We start from the raw sequence: 15,847 nt of genomic DNA on the forward strand, positions 1-15,847 counted from the left end.
GTGGTGTTGTTGATGAACTCCGCGGTGACGAACAGCGGCGCCGCGTAGGTCTGGTCCTTCTCCTTGCAGTCGTCGACGGGTGCCTTCACCTCGTCGAAGCGCGGATCGGAGAAGCTCAGCGAGAGGGTGCCCGCGAAGTCCTCGATCGGCGACAACTCCGTGAGCACCTCTTCGAGACCGCCGACGGGGTTGACCTCGCCGCGCTCGAGAGCCTTCTCGCGCCAGCCGTCGGATCCGATGAGCCATTCGAAGGAATCCGTCTGGATGTCCAGCAGGCCGGGAACCTCGAGGGGCTCACGGAGCTTGGCGAATGAAACTCGGTTAGGTGCTCCAGGAACGGAGTTGTTGGGGTTTTCTACTGACTTGCTCTGGCGAGAGACTGCCAAGATGCATCCTTCCAGCACCGGATGCGACTATCGGAGACCGGCCTAGACCGGACCCTTCGCCGCGTTATCTGCGATAGGTTCGGCTGGCGTTCTCGAGCTCAGTCCCCCGATACACGGCACGCGACTAGGTCACTGAGCAGGGCTCAGGCTAGGACCACGGTGTCAGAGTGCGGGTGAGGTGGGCAGGATGCAGCCAGCGCAACGTCCAACAGTAGCGCAGAACGGCGCATTCCTCAACAACCGCATCACGGGGTAGCGGGGGCGCTGGCTGGCGTCCTCAACCCGTTCATACATGCTGCCCAACAGATTGGCCCCTCCACGGCCGTCCGTCAAGAGGTGACGCCCGGGTGTCGCTACTGAACTTCTGCTTGATCTCCGCTTCGCATCCCTGGTTGGCGCGACGCCTGCGGCCTGCCGGACCGCGCGCCGAACCTCGATCTTCGTCTTGCGCCGTCCAACCCACTGTGCTTATGCTCCGCATGTCAACTGTTCAACAATAGGACAGTCGCCCGGCTTCTGTTTCACCCCAACCTCTTCCTTGTCTCACCCCAACCCCCTCCTTGGAGCGACGAAATGGCTGCTGAACTTCGGCTGATGCACGTAGCAGGCGCGCAGGTGGCGGCCGCCGACGGCGACACCGAACCGGTGCTCGACCCGGCGACCGGAACGCAGATCGCCACGGTGCCGCTGGGCAGTGCCGACGACGTCGACCGCGCCGTCACCGCAGCCGACGAGGCGTTCGACGGCTGGGCGGCCACCACTCCCGGGCAGCGCGCCGAGCTGCTGCTCAAGCTCGCCGAGCGGCTTGAGGCGCACAGCGAGGAGTTCGCCCAGCTCGAGTCGCGCAACGTCGGCAAGCCGATCTCGGTGGCTCGCGAGGAGATCCCCTTCGGCGTCGACAACATGCGGTTCTTCGCAGGCGCCGCCCGCGTGCTCGAGGGACGGGCCGGCGGCGAGTACTCGCCGACGCACACCAGCTTCATCAGGCGCGACCCACTCGGCGTCGTCGGCAGCGTCGCGCCATGGAACTTCCCCCTGCTGATGGCGATCTGGAAGATCTGCCCCGCCCTGATGACGGGCAACACCCTGGTGCTCAAACCCAGTGAGCAGACACCGCTGACCACGCTGCGCCTCGCCGAACTCGCCGCCGACCTGTTCCCGCCCGGGGTCTTCAACGTGGTCACCGGCCATGGCGACACCGTGGGACAGGCGCTGGTGTCGCATCCCCGCGTGCGGATGAGCTCGCTGACGGGCGACACCCGCACCGGAAAGACCGTGGCCAGGGCAGGGGCCGACAACCTGAAGCGTCTGCACCTCGAACTGGGCGGCAAGGCTCCGGTACTGGTGTTCGACGACTGCGACGTCGAACTGGCGATCGCCAAGATCTGCGAGGGCGGCTACGGCAACTCCGGCCAGGACTGCATGGCCGCGTCCCGCGTCTACGTTGCCGACGGCATCTACGACGAGTTCGTCGCCGAGCTCACCCGCGCGGTGTCGAAGGTCGCGATGGGTCAGCCCGATGACGAGTCCACCGAGATGGGCCCCGTCATCTCCGCCCGCCAACGCGACCGCATCGCCGGTTTCGTCGAACGCGCGACGGAGTCGGGGCCCGCCTCCCTCGCGGCCGGCGGCCCGGCCGGGGGTCCCGGGTTCTGGTACCGCCCCTCTCTGGTCGTCGACGCGGCGCAGGACTCCGAGATCGTGCAACAGGAGGTATTCGGGCCCGTCGTCACCACCACCCGCTTCTCCGGGGAGGAGCAAGCCTTCGCCTGGGCCAACGACGTCGAGTACGGGCTGGCCGCGTCGGTGTTCACCCGCGACGTGTCCCGGGCCATGCGCGCGGCCCGCAAGCTGCAGTTCGGCACGGTGTGGATCAACGACCACCTGCCGATCGTCCCCGAGATGCCGCACGGCGGCTTCAAGCAATCCGGCCACGGCAACGACATGTCCATCTACTCACTCGAGGAGTACACCGAGATCAAGCACGTCATGATCAACCTGGCTTCGTAGCCGAAAACCACACGCCTACAGCGTATTTGAAGAATCAGGAGAAACCATGACACCCCAAGATCCCGCGACCGACGTCGTCGCGATCAACCTGTTTGCGATGCTGCCTGGCGTCGATGCGGGTGAATTCGAGCGCTTCTCCACCCACCTGGACCGGCCCACCTGCCTGGCCAATCGCGACATCGTGAAGTCCTTCGAGGCCTACCGGGTGATCGACACGGCGCCCGCCGCGACGCCCGCCGACATCGTCGAGGTCATGCGGGTCACGGACTGGAGCGCCTGGGAGGAGTTCCGCGACAACGACCCGTCCATGCGGCCGGTGATCGACGGCTTCGACAAGCTCGTCGACCCCGCGACCGTCCGTACCTACTTCGCCCGCCCCATCACCGGAGACACCAAATGACGACCTACGACGCCATCGTGATCGGCGCAGGACACAACGGCCTCATCACCGCGGGCTACCTGGCCAGGGCCGGGAAGAAGGTCCTCGTCGTGGAAGCGCGCGCCGTCGTCGGCGGCGCATGCACCACCGAGGAGCTCATCCCCGGCTCGAAGTGGTCGTCGTGCGCGTTCATCGCCAGCCTGCTGCGCCCCGAGGTCATCGCCGAGCTCGAACTGGAGCGCTACGGGCTCGAGATGTATCAGACCGAGGCCAACGAGGTCAGCATCTTCCCCGACGGCAGCCACCTCTTCATGTGGAAGGACATGGACAAGACGCTCAAGGAGATCGCCAAGTTCTCCAAGGCCGATTCCCAGGCGTTCCTCGAGTTCGGGCTGCGGGTGAAGAAGTTCGCGTCGATCCTGACGCCGTTTCTCCTGTCCCCCGCGCCGAGCCGGTCCCAGGTGGTCGCGGCGTTCGAGGCCGCCGACGCCGAGGACCTCTTCAACGAGCTGGTGCTGCTGTCGACGAAGGACCTCCTCGACAGGTACTTCGAGTCCGAACACATCAAGGGGCTCTTCACCTTCTTCGGCATGATCTCGATCTGGGGTGGCCCGTCCACGCCGGGGACCGGCTACGTCTATGGCCACCACTCGGTCGGCGAGTTCAAGGGCACGCTCGGGCAGTGGGGCTTCGTCAAGGGCGGCATGGGTGGGATCACCAAGGCCCTCGCCCGCAGCGCAGAAGCACACGGCGCCGAGATCCGACTCGATGCACCGGTACGCGAGGTCTTGGTGGAGGGCGGCCGCAACGGCCGCGCCACCGGGGTGGTGCTCGCCAGCGGCGAGACCATCAAGGCGACCACCGTGATCTCCAACGCCGACCCGCAACGGTCGATGCTCACGCTGCTGCCCGCCGGGTCGCTGGACGCCAAGCTCACCGCGAAACTGAAGCACTACGACGCCCGCGGCTCGATGGCCCGCATCCACCTGTTGATCGACGAGCTGCCCGACTACATCGGCTTCCCCGCAGGCGTCGAAGGCCCGCAGCATCAGGCGCAGGCCATCCTCGGGGCTTCGATCGAGAACTTCGAGCGCGCCTGGGAGGCGGAGCGCCGCGGTGAGATCCCCGAGGACTTCGTCATCGAGGCGGTCATTCAATCCACACACGACGATACCCTGGCCCCGGCAGGCCAGCACACCATGACCCTTGGGGTGCAACAGCTTCCGTTCGAGCTGGCAGGCACCGACTGGGACACCGTCCGCGAGGAGTGGGCCGACAAGGTGCTCGAGGTCTTGTTCTCCTACGCTCCCAACCTGCGCGAGCACGTCCTGGACCGGGTCATCATCACCCCGAAGGACCTCGAGCGGGACTACGGCCTCACCGGCGGCAACATCTTCCACGGCGCCATGTTCTTGGACCAGCTGTTCAACAACCGGCCCACCCCCGAGCTGGCCGACTACCGCACCACCGTCGCCAACTACTACCTGTGCGGGTCCGGCACGCACCCCGGTGGCGGTGTGATGGGCGCCAGCGGCCACAACGCCGCGCAGGTGGTCATCGCCGATCTCGACGGTACCGAGGCGCCGACCGCCGAAAGGGTCGCCTCGGCAACCAGATCCGGGGTGATCGACCGCGCCATGGAGAGCGTGATGGACACCAAGGCGGGCAAGAAGCTCGGCTACACCGTCGCCAGCAGTCCGGCCTTCCGCAAGGTCGTCAAGTTCGCCGCCCGAAGCAACACCACCCGTTGACAACCCGCGATTTGGGCGCGTTCGCGATCGCTTAGCGAACGTTCGCGCGCCCAAATCACACGAAAGGATCCGCCATGCTTCATCGAGACGAACCCACGTCACTGGCGACCGCCGAGGACGCCCCCGACGACAGCGAATCGCTGGCCCGCAATCAGGTCGGGGTGCTGGGCATCGTGTTCTTCGTGGTGGCCGCGGCCGCCCCGCTCACCGTCGTGGTGGCACTGTTCCCGGTGATCATCGGTTCCGGCAACGGGATCGGCATCGCGGGCGCCTTCCTGGTGGTGGCCGCCGTGCTGACGATCTTCGCCGTCGGGTACGTCGCGATGAGCAAGCACATCACCAATGCGGGCGCGTTCTACTCGTTCATCACCGCGGGCCTCGGCCGACCATTCGGACTCGGCTCGGCATCGCTGGCGATCTTCGCCTACAACGCCATCCAGCTCGGCGTCATCGGCGGCTTCGGCTATTACGCAGCGCAATTCGTCGATCGCCACACCAAGCTCGGCCTACCGTGGTGGGTCTACTCCTTCATCGCCATGGGCGCGGCACTGTTCCTCGGCGTGCGCAAGATTCATGCGGGCGCGCGAGTGCTTGCCGTGCTCCTCACCCTCGAGACGGCGATCATCCTGATCCTCAACATCGGAATCCTCTTCAACGGGCCGACCCCCGTCAGCCAGTACTCCCTGGCGCCGTTTGCGCCCTCGGCGGTCTTCGCAGGCGCCCTCGGTGTCGCGCTGATGTTCGCGCATGCCTCGTTCATCGGGTTCGAGGGCACCGCCATCTACGGCGAGGAAGCCAAGGATCCCAAGCGCACGGTCCCCCGCGCCACCTATGCGTCGGTGATCTTCATGGGTGTCTTCTACGCGGTCACCGCCTGGCTCATCGTCAACGCCGTCGGGGTCGACAACGTCGTCGGGCTGACCGAGACCGAGGGCGGCGACCTGGTTTTCGCCGTCAGCGACGACATCCTCGGTCGGGCGGGCACCGAGGCGTTCCAGGTGCTCGTGATCACCAGCCTGTTCGCCGCGATCCTGACGTTCCACAACAACGTCTCCCGCTATCTGTTCTCGCTGGGCCGCCAGGGCGTGCTGTGGTCGCGGCTTGGCCAAACGCATCCGACGCGCAAGTCCCCCGCGATCGCCTGCTACGTGCAGATCGCCATGGTCGCCGTGGTCGTGGTGATCTTCGCGGTCCTGGGCCTGGACCCCTACACCACGCTGTTCACCTGGTGGACTGGCGTTGGGGCGGCCGGGATCATCCTGCTGCAGACCATCGCCAGCGTCGCGATCTTCGTGTTCTTCCGCCGCTCCAGCGTCGACAAGCGGCCGTGGAACACGTTCATCGCACCACTGCTTGGCGTGGCAGGCCTGTTGCCGTTCCTCTACTTCGCGTTGACCGGGATGGACGTCCTGCTTGGCGCGGGCGGCTGGCTGCAGGTCATGTTCACCGCGATGCTGTTCCTCTCGCTGATCATCGGCATCGCGGGCGCATACGCCATCAAGTACCGATCGCCGCAGCGGTACGAGGCCCTGGCCTCCACGCTCGGTGACCGACTCGCCTGAATCGCCTGCACGTCAACCCAACTCAGACGAAGTGAAGGGACCACCCACATGTCAGCCGACGGTGTCGTCGACCTGCGCCGGGATCAACCGCTCGATCCAGAGGAGGCGCTGGCCGTCGTGCGGGCCGAGTTCGGGTTGGCCGTCAGCGACCCGGTCACCCTCGGTGGGGAGTTCGACCAGAACCTGCGAGTCACCGATCCGACGGGCGGCCACTACCTGGTGAAGGTGGCCGCCCTGCCGGACGACGAGTCGGCCGACGCCACCTGGCACGAGCGGATCCTCCTGCATCTGCACGCGACCGCCCCCACCCTGCCTCTGCCGCGGCTGGTTCCGACGCCCGACGGTCGGCTGCACGTCATCGCGCCGACCTCGGCGGGTGACAGGGTGATCCGGGTGCTGTCCTGGCTGACGGGGGCGCCTCTGGCCGAGGAGGAGCAACACTCCGACGAGCTGCTGACCGAGCTGGGGGTCACCGCCGGCCGGGTGTCCAACGCGCTCGTCACCATGCCCGAGCCGCTGACGCCCATCACCCATGACTGGGACATGCGCCGGGCCCGCGACGTCGTCGACGGCAGCATCGATGCGGTGGACGATGCCGGTCACCGCGCCGACGTCGACGAGGTGATGTCGTGGTTCGACGCAATCGAGCCGCTGCTGGCCACGCTGCCCCGCGGAGTTGCGCACCAGGACCTCAACGACTCCAACGTCCTCGTCGGCCGCGATGCACGCGGCAGGCAGGCGATCAGCGGCGTGCTCGACATCAACGACGCCCTGTACACCGTGCGGGTGACGGAGCTGGCGGTGGCGACCGCCTACGCCCTGGTGCGCAAGGACGATCCCCTGCACGTCGCCCAGCTGGTGGTGGCCGGGTTCGATTCGGTCGCGCCGCTGACCGACGACGAGCTGGCCGTCGTGTTTCCGCTCGCCGCGGCACGCCTCGCGATGAACGCCGCGACGTGGACGCAGCGAAACGCCAACAGCCACAACGCCCACGGGGTCAAGCGCATGAAACACACCTGGCCTGCGTTGGCCAAGGTGGCACGCATCGACCCCGACTACGCCGAGGCGGCGCTGCGGCACGCGTGCGGGCGGCCTGCGCATCCCGACTCTGGCAGGGTGGCCGCAGCGCTGTCGACGATCGACGCGGCACCGTGGTCGCCCCTGGCGCGCACCGCCATCGAGATCGACACGTCGACGGGCAGTGACCTGTTCGACGTTCTCGACTGGCGCGACGCAGGCGCGGTCGCCGCCGCGATCGGCGTCACCCTCGGCGACCGGGGTGACCGGTTCGGCGCCGTCGGGCATCTACGGACCAACCTGCTGTGGTCGGCGCGACGAGCGTCCGGAGCGGACGAGCCAGCCACCGTCACCGTGGGCGTCCGCCTGCTGGTTCGCGCGGGCGACGTCGTGTCGAGCCCACTCGACGGCGCCGTCGAGGACGGCGCCTCGACCATCCGGCACGTCGTCGTCGACGACGACGGCCCCCTGGAGTTCCGGACCCATTGGCACGGACTCTCGGAGATGCCGTCGGGCACGGTCGTAGCGGGAGCGCCGTTGGGCACCGCTGTCGGCGACGCCGGTGACGGGCTCGGTGCCGTTGTCACGGTTGGCATTTCGCTGTCTCGCCGACACACGGGCACCTGGCCCGTCAGGATCCGGCCAAGCGAGCGCGCCGTGTTCGCCGAACTCGCACCAGACCCCTCCCCGCTTCTTGGCATCGCGCCGACCGCAGGGGGCGGGCTGAGGGTCGAGGACGTACTGGCGCTGCGGCGCGACCGGCTGGCCAGCTCGCAGCGGGCCTACTACCGCGCTCCGATGAACCTGCAGCGCGGTCGTGGCGTCTGGCTGTACGACGAGGACGGCTATGCCTACCTCGACTCGCTCAACAACGTCACCCACGTCGGGCATGCCGAACCGCGGGTTGCGGAGGCAGCCCGGCGCCAGATGAACAAGCTGAACACCAACAGCCGCTTCGTCTACGAGGGCATCGCCACGTATGCCGAGAAGCTGACCGCCACCCTGCCCGATCCGTTGGAGGTGGTGTTCCTGGTGTGCTCGGGCAGCGAGGCCAACGATCTCGCCATCCGGATCGCGCGTCAGGTCACGGGCCGCACCGACGTCGCGATCATCGACGGCGCCTACCACGGCAATACCGGTGTGGTGACCGGCCTTTCCCCGAACCGCTATAAGGGGCCGGGCGGCGCGGGGGCGCCGTCGACCACCCGCGAGGTGATGATCCCCGACCGCTACCGCGGACCGTTCGGATATGCCGACGCCGACGCGGGCCCGAGGTACGCGGCCGAGGCGGCGAAGGTCTTCGACGACATGGTGGCTGCAGGAAGGCCCCCGGCGGCCTTCCTGGCGGAGTCACTGATGGGCAGCGCGGGGAACATCGTCTTCCCACCGGGTTATCTGGCAGGCGCGTTCGACGCGGCGCGGGCCACCGGGGCACTGGTGATCTCCGACGAGGTCCAGGTCGGCGTGGGTCGGATGGCAGACGCCTTCTGGGGATTCGAGCTCGGCGGGGTGGTGCCGGACATCGTGACGATGGGCAAGCCGTTGGGCAACGGACATCCGCTGGCGGCGGTGGTCACCACCCGGGCGATCGCCGATGCGTTCGACACCGGGATGAAGTACTTCAACACCTTTGGTGGCAACCCCGTGTCGTGCGCGATCGGCGCCACCGTGCTGGACATCGTCACCGGGGACGGTCTGCAACGGCACGCGGGCGAGGTGGGCAGGTACTTCGCCGACGGCCTGCGCGAGGTCCAACGGTCCCATCCGATCATCGGCGACGTCCGCGCGCAGGGGCTCTATCTGGGCGTGGAACTGGTACGGGACCTCGATACCAAGGAACCCGCGAAGGCCGAGGCATTCGAGGTGACGGAGTTGATGAAGGCCGAGGGCGTGATCGTCTTCCCCAACGGTGTGCACGACAACGTGTTGAAGATCAAGCCGCCCATGACCTTTCAGCGAGAGCACGTCGACCTCTACTGCGCGGCTCTCGACCGGGTGCTAGCCCGTCTTGGCTGACGGGGCCTCAGGACTTGCGGGTCGCGAAGATGGCCGCGACTCGCTCGCCGCTCACCGTGAGAATGTCGGACAGGACTACTCTGGCCTTCTCGGGATCACCCGATTCGAGCGCGGCCATGATCGAGGTGTGTTCCTCGATCACGCCCTCCTGGGATTCGAACTCGCGGTCTTCGACTGACAGTACGACGAGGAAGAAGCGCAGCTCGCGGGCCAGCTGCGCGTAGAACTCGTCAATCCGCTTGCTGCCCAACATGGAGACGATCGCGGCGTGAAAGGCGAGGTCCTTCTCGGCGATCGAGGCGGGGTCGCGGGTTTCGTAGGCCGCCATCAGCCCCTGGAGCGCCGCCCGCACGGGCGCGAGCTCCTCAGGGGTGCGGGGCTTGCTGGCCGCCGAGAGCTCCAGCGCCATCCGGGCCCGGTACAGCTCGGCGAGGTCGTCTTGGCTTGGGTCCACGACCGTCGCGCCGTGATGCATGGTGTGCCTGACCAGGCCGCCAGCCTCCAGCATCCGCACTGCCTCGCGCACGGTGTTGCGCGAAATGCCAAGCGACGCAGCGATGGCACTCTCCCGGATCGGGGCACCCGGCGACATCTCGCCTCGCATGATCGCGTCACTGAGGCCGTCGGCGACCTGTTTGGCGGTGCTGGTTCGGCGCAGCGTGAGGTTTTCGACCGGGTTCATGCGCCAATGATAGAGGATTGTGCTCAATAGCTATACTGTTCTACTGTTGAACAACTCTAGACGGGACGGGTGACCATGCGACGGCAGGACGTTCAGGCGGCAGTGCCCGCCGCTCTACCCGCCGCCGCCCTCGACCGGCTGACGCGGGTCGGCGTGCCCGTCGACGTCGGCGTCGGAGCGCGGGCCCAATTCGCCTACGACGCATCCCATTACCGCGTCCCGCCGCTGGCGGTGGTCCACCCGCGCTCCACCGACGACGTCATCGACGTGCTGGCCGCGTGCCGCGAACACGGCATCCCCGTGATCCCGCGCGGTGGTGGAACGTCGATGGCGGGCAATGCCATCGGGCGCGGCGTCGTCATCGACTTCTCCCGACACATGAACCGAGTCATCGGCATCGACGCCGTGGCCCGACGGGCCGTGGTGCAGCCGGGAGTGGTTCTCGACGACCTGCAGCGCGCGGCGCGACCGCTGGGTCTGGAGTTCGGCCCGGATCCGTCGTCGCACAGCCGCGCCACGCTCGGCGGCATGATCGGCAACGACGCCTGCGGCAACCACTCGGTACGCCACGGCCGCACCGGCGGCCAGGTCGTGGAGTTGGAGCTGGTGCTCGCCGACGGCACGCACGTCGTGGCCGGGCGTGGCGGTCTGCGACCCGTGAACCCCGACGACGCTGCCCACGTCACCGCTCTCAACGCCGAGCTGCGAAAGCTGCTGGGCGACAACCTCGCCCCGATCCGCACGGAGCTGGGCCGCATCAGCAGGCAGGTTTCGGGCTATCAACTGCACCACCTTCTGCCCGAGCACGGCTTCGACGTGGCCAAGATGCTGGTCGGCACCGAGGGCACCTGCGCCGTGGTCGTCGCCGCGACCGTCGAGCTGGCCCCCACGCCACCCGCGGCGCTGCTCGTCGCCATCGGCTACCCGGACGTCGTGGCGGCCGCCGACGACGTGCCAACCATCCTGGAGTTCGGGCCCGCTGCGGTCGAGGGCATGGACGCCAGCATCGTCGCCGCCATGCGGGAGCGTCGCGGCCCCGACGCGGTGGCGGGGCTCCCCGACGGCGGCGCGTGGCTCTTCGTGGATCTCGACGGTGACGACACCGCCGAGGTTGCCCACCGCGCCGACGATTTGGTCCGCCGGCTGCAGGCACGCGGCCACCTCAGCGCTGCCCGTGTCGTTCCCGATGCCGCCGAGCGCGCCTCGCTGTGGCGGGTCCGCGAGGACGGGGCGGGGCTGTCCGCGCGCTCAGTCGACGGCGACCAGACGTGGACCGGCTGGGAGGACTCGGCCGTCGACCCTGCCGACCTGCCCGGGTACCTGCGTGACTTTGGTCGGCTGCTCGAGGAGCACGGCCGAAAGGGTGTGATGTACGGGCACTTCGGCGCCGGCTGCATTCACGTCCGGATCGACTTCGACCTCAACACGGATACGGGCATCGCTCGGATGAACGCCTTCGTACGCGCTGCCGCGGCGTTGGTCACCCGGCACCATGGCACGCTCTCCGGCGAGCACGGCGATGGCCGCGCCCGCAGCGACCTGCTGTCGATCATGTACAGCCCGCGGATGTTGGGGCTGTTCGCGGCGGTGAAGTACCTGTTCGATCCGACGGATCTGCTGAACCCCGGCATCATCGTCGACCCGCTGCCGGTGACCGCCGATCTGGGGCCGCTGCCGCTGACCGCCGTCCTTCCCGCCCCTGGTGGGTTCGACTACCCACACGACCGTCACGGGTTCAGCGGCGCCGTCAGTCGCTGCGTGGGAATCGCCAAGTGTCGCAGCGACGTCGGAGGGGTGATGTGCCCCAGCTTTCGGGCCACCCACGACGAGAACCACTCCACCCGAGGCAGAGCCAGGGCGCTGCAGGAAATGCTGCGTGGCGACGTGATCACCGACGGGTGGCGGTCCGACGAGGTGCGCGACGCCCTCGATCTATGCCTGTCCTGCAAGGCATGCTCGTCGGACTGCCCGGTCGGAGTGGACATGGCGACCTACAAGTCGGACTTCCTGAGCCAGCACTACCGCAGGCGAGTCCGGCCCCGCAGCCACTATTCGCTGGGCTGGCTCCCCGTCCTGACCCGCCTCGCCGGGGTGCTGCCGAGACCGGTGAACGCGCTGGGCCGCAATCCGACTGCGCATCGAATGATGGCGGCCGCCGGGGGCGTCACGGTCCACCGCGCGGTGCCCCCGTTCGCGCCCTCCGGTGCTGCCCTGAAGGCAGCAAGGCCGCATCTGGCACCCCGTGGCGAGCACGACGCCGTCATGTTCGTCGACACGTTCACCCGCGCCTTCCGGCCTGAGCTGGCCGGAGCCGCCGCCGCGGTGCTCACCGATGCGGGGGTGGCTCCACACGCCGTGGCTGGCGCGTGCTGCGGGCTGACGTGGATCACCACCGGACAGCTCGCTGTGGCGCGCCGCGTGCTCAACCGCACCGCAAGGCTTCTCGACCGCACGGGCACCGGGCCCATCGTCGTGCTCGAACCCAGTTGCGCCGCAGCACTACACGAAGACCTGCCGAGGTTGCTTCCCACTGCGCAGGCGCGCCGGGTTGCCGACCGCATCACCACGTTCGCCGCGCTGCTCGACGAGCGGCTCGACGCCGGCTGGGCACCGCCGCCCATGCCACAGAAGCTGGTCCTGCAGCAGCACTGCCACGAGTACGCGACCTTCTCCCCCACCCTGCAGCAGCGGCTGCTGGCCCGCCTCGGCGTGACGTCGGTGCACAACGCCGCGGGCTGCTGCGGGCTGGCGGGCAACTTCGGCTTCGAGCGCGACCACTACGACACGTCGATGGACGTCGCCGCGCTCGCGCTGAAACCCGCTCTGGCCACGCAGGCCGCACGGTCCGCGATCCTCGCCGACGGGTTCAGCTGCCAGACGCAGATCAACCATCTCAACCCCGGCGACAACCCAGCAGCCGTGCATCTCGCGCAGCTGTTGGCCTCGGCATTCCAGTCTGCCCCGAACGAAGGAATTCACCCATGACCACCCTCGCGGAACCCGCCCAGTTCACCCAGTTCGCGGAATCCTTCCCCCGCCGCCTGCTGATCGATGGGCGGTGGGTCGACGGCACCGACGCGAGGACGATGACGGTGGAGAACCCCGCGACGGGTGAGGTCCTCACGTCAGTGGCCGACGCCAGCCCCGCCGACGGCGCCTTGGCATTGGACGCCGCCGTTCGCGCGCAACGAGATTGGGGCCGTACCGCACCGCGGCACCGCAGCGAACTCCTGCGCGCCGCCTTCGATCTGGTACTGGCACGAGTGGATGACCTCGCGCTGCTGATGACACTCGAGATGGGCAAGTCGCTGGACGAGGCCCGCGGCGAGGTCCGCTACGCCGCCGAGTTCCTGCGGTGGTTCTCCGAGGAGGCGGTCCGCATCGACGGCGGGTATGCCACGACGCCCGACGGCGGCAAGCGGGCGCTGGTGACCGCGGGTCCGGTCGGGCCGTGTCTGTTGATCACGCCGTGGAACTTCCCCTTGGCGATGGGGGCGCGCAAGATCGGCCCCGCACTGGCGGCGGGGTGCACGGTGGTACTCAAGCCGGCTCCGCAGACGCCGCTTTCGTCGTTGGCGCTGGCAAGCATCCTCACCGAGGCCGGGTTGCCGCCAGGGGTGCTCAACGTGGTCACCACGTCACGGGCCGGTGAGGTCGTCGAACCCCTGGTGCGCGGCGGGCGGATCCGCAAGCTGTCCTTCACCGGTTCCACCGCCGTCGGGAAGATCCTTCTGGCGCAATGTGGTTCGTCCGTCGTGCGCACCTCGATGGAGCTGGGGGGCAACGCGCCGTTCATCGTGTTCGACGACGCCGACCTCGACGTGGCGATCGACGCGGCGATGCAGGCGAAGATGCGCAACATGGGTGAGGCGTGCACCGGCGCCAACCGGTTCTACGTCCACGAGCGGGTGGCGGCCGAGTTCGCGGATCGGTTGGCGCAACGGATGGGTGCCATGCGGGTGGCTGCAGGGTGGACCGACGGCGCGCAGGTCGGTCCGCTGATCGACGCGGCCAGCCGGGACAAGGTCGAGCGATTGGTCCGCGACGCCGTCGCCCGCGGCGCGTCCGTGGTGGTCGGCGGCCGGGTCCCCGCGGGCGCTGGCTACTTCTACCCGCCAACGGTGCTCACCGGTGTCGACGCGGCCAGCGACCTGTGCGGCACCGAGATCTTCGGGCCGGTGGCCGCCATCCAGACGTTCGGCGACGGCGATGACGTGGTGACCCTGGCCAACGAAACCCCATGGGGGTTGGTGGGATACGTGTTCACCCGCGATCTCGACCGGGCGTTCAACGTCAGCGAAGATCTGCAGGTCGGGATGGTCGGCCTCAACGCAGGCATCGTGTCGGACCCTGCGACGCCGTTCGGCGGGGTGAAGGAGTCGGGCCTTGGCCGAGAGGGCGGCCGGGTGGGCATCGACGAGTTCCTGGACTACAAGCTGATCTGCACGCCGGTCCGACGGTAGGCGGGCTCGCACCAGCACCAGCACCAGCACCAGCACGAGCACGAGCACCAGGGCGAGGCTCCGGGCCCGCCGACGTGGTGGCATCGTGGCTGTCATGCTTGCGAATCGACCAGCACCTCGTCGACGCGCGGCGCGCCGCTGTGACCCGGGGTGTCGCCAGTGAACGGAGTAGCAATGATTGCCGCAGCGGTTTTGCCCTCGCCGGGCCGACGGATCGAGGTCAGACACTTCGACCGGCCCCCGCTCGAGCCAGGAGGCGTACTGCTCAAGACGCTCGGCAGCGAGGTGTGCGGCACTGACGTCCACTTGGCGAAGGGACAGCTCGCGGGGGTGCCCTACCCGATCATTCCCGGTCACGTCAGCGTGGGCGTGGTGGACGACATTCGGGACCATGCGGACGGCCAGCCCGTGCTGGACGTGAACGGCGATGCACTCGCACGGGGCCAGGTGGTCACGTTCCTGGACGTCTACGGCAACTGCGGGCGCTGCTGGTACTGCACCGTGGGGAAGGCCACCACGAGATGTCCTTCGCGCAAGGTTTACGGCGTCACGCTGTCTGCCGACGATGGACTGCTTGGCGGCTGGTCCGAATACATCTACTTAAGGCCCGGGGTTCACGTCGTGTCACTGCCGGAGAACCTGGACTGGCGCGCCTTCCTGTCGGCGGGCTGTGGGATGCCGACTGCCCTGCATGCCGTAACGCTCGGTGACGTCAACTTCGGCGACACCGTGCTGGTCCAAGGGGCCGGACCCGTGGGGCTGTCCGCTGCGGTGTTGGCTCAGCTGAGGGGCGCAGGGCAAGTCATCGTCATAGGCGGTCCCGAGATACGGCTCACCGCCGCAACGAAATTCGGCGCCGACCTGGTGATCGACGTCGGCGCGACGTCAGAGGCTGATCGCCTCGACGTGGTTCGGTCGGCGACGGGAGGCCGTGGCGCCGACGTGACGATCGAGGCCACCGGCGTGCCTGCTGCAGTGCCCGAAGGCATGCGCCTGACCCGCGACGCAGGACGCTACGTCGTGGTCGGCCAATACACCAATGCCGGCGAGGCTACGTTCAACCCCCACCTCGATCTCAATCAGAAGCACCTCGACGTACGCGGCTGCTGGGGCAGCGACGTCGGACACGTATACCGGTCAGTTCAGGTTATGGCCAAGTACGCCAACGTCTTTCCCTGGACCGACCTGATCTCGAAGGAGTATGACCTTGCACACGCGCAGGACGCCTTGGACGACGTAGCCGCTCAGCGTGTGGTCAAGGCCCTCATCACTCCTTGACGAGCGGGATGGTCGCGGTTGGCGACTCGTCGGGTGCGTTGCGGCTCCGCGCGGTGGCGTCGTTGTCCGGGTTGTAACCGGGGTGCTGGTTGGTGCCGTCGAGGTCGGCGCGGATGGCTTCCTGCGCGGCCGGGGGCAGGGTGTGCATGATCTCGCGCACCCGGGCCTGACGACGCCCGACGGCCTTGCGCTCCGGCATGCCCGGAGTCGCGTTGACCTGCGGCGGCACGCCCTCGATCTCCTCGGTACCACCATCGTGGTGACCGGCGTCGATCATGGCCTGCTCCTCGGCCATCGTCGACT

9 protein-coding genes and 2 pseudogenes are annotated in these 15,847 nt (G+C 68.1%); 8 read left to right on the forward strand and 3 right to left on the reverse strand.

Annotated elements, in window-relative coordinates; all coding sequences use genetic code 11:
* Positions 1-386 (reverse strand): annotated as a pseudogene (locus ABW137_RS17060) (DNA-directed RNA polymerase subunit beta); the annotation flags it as partial.
* Positions 387-959: 573 nt separating this feature from the next.
* Here ABW137_RS17060 and ABW137_RS17065 point away from each other — a divergent pair.
* The 5 genes from ABW137_RS17065 to ABW137_RS17085 all read left to right on the forward strand — a co-directional run bounded on the left by ABW137_RS17065 (position 960) and on the right by ABW137_RS17085 (position 9,121).
* Entirely contained in the window at positions 960-2,396 is a 1,437-nt protein-coding gene (locus tag ABW137_RS17065; RefSeq protein ID WP_526402047.1) for a gamma-aminobutyraldehyde dehydrogenase, read from the forward strand.
* Positions 2,397-2,442: 46 nt separating this feature from the next.
* A complete protein-coding gene (locus ABW137_RS17070; RefSeq protein ID WP_526402049.1) occupies positions 2,443-2,796 on the forward strand; it encodes a RedY/HapK family protein in 354 nt (117 codons plus the stop codon).
* The gene (locus ABW137_RS17075) at positions 2,793-4,526 is read left to right on the forward strand and encodes a phytoene desaturase family protein (protein ID WP_526402051.1); all 1,734 of its coding nucleotides are present in this window, start codon (positions 2,793-2,795) and stop codon (positions 4,524-4,526) included. The genes ABW137_RS17070 and ABW137_RS17075 overlap by 4 nt, the downstream gene beginning before the upstream one ends.
* Positions 4,527-4,600: 74 nt before the next feature.
* On the forward strand, positions 4,601-6,088 hold the full coding sequence (locus ABW137_RS17080) for an amino acid permease (protein ID WP_526402053.1): 1,488 nt from the start codon (positions 4,601-4,603) through the stop codon (positions 6,086-6,088).
* 48 nt (positions 6,089-6,136) lie between these two features.
* Entirely contained in the window at positions 6,137-9,121 is a 2,985-nt protein-coding gene (locus ABW137_RS17085) for an aminotransferase class III-fold pyridoxal phosphate-dependent enzyme (protein ID WP_526402055.1), read from the forward strand.
* Positions 9,122-9,128: 7 nt separating this feature from the next.
* Here the strand turns inward: ABW137_RS17085 and ABW137_RS17090 are convergent, their stop codons facing one another.
* Positions 9,129-9,803: a GntR family transcriptional regulator gene (locus ABW137_RS17090; RefSeq protein WP_526402057.1), complete on the reverse strand. Its 675-nt coding sequence runs from the start codon at positions 9,801-9,803 to the stop codon at positions 9,129-9,131.
* A 75-nt stretch (positions 9,804-9,878) separates the two neighbouring features.
* Between ABW137_RS17090 and ABW137_RS17095 the strand changes: the two genes are divergently transcribed.
* From ABW137_RS17095 to ABW137_RS17105, 3 genes are all read left to right on the forward strand, one after another.
* Entirely contained in the window at positions 9,879-12,788 is a 2,910-nt protein-coding gene (locus ABW137_RS17095; protein WP_526402063.1) for an FAD-binding and (Fe-S)-binding domain-containing protein, read from the forward strand.
* Positions 12,785-14,266, forward strand: coding sequence for an NAD-dependent succinate-semialdehyde dehydrogenase (locus tag ABW137_RS17100; protein ID WP_526402059.1), 1,482 nt, complete (start codon positions 12,785-12,787; stop codon positions 14,264-14,266). Before ABW137_RS17095 ends, ABW137_RS17100 begins: the two co-directional genes overlap by 4 nt.
* Positions 14,267-14,440: 174 nt before the next feature.
* Entirely contained in the window at positions 14,441-15,544 is a 1,104-nt protein-coding gene (locus ABW137_RS17105; RefSeq protein WP_526402061.1) for a zinc-binding dehydrogenase, read from the forward strand.
* Here ABW137_RS17105 and ABW137_RS17110 read toward each other — a convergent pair.
* Positions 15,534-15,847, reverse strand: a pseudogene (locus ABW137_RS17110) (ABC transporter ATP-binding protein); the annotation flags it as partial. The gene ABW137_RS17105 and the pseudogene ABW137_RS17110 overlap by 11 nt on opposite strands.

It is taken from the genome of Mycobacterium sp., from assembly GCF_040509115.1.
Lineage (GTDB): Bacteria > Actinomycetota > Actinomycetes > Mycobacteriales > Mycobacteriaceae > Mycobacterium.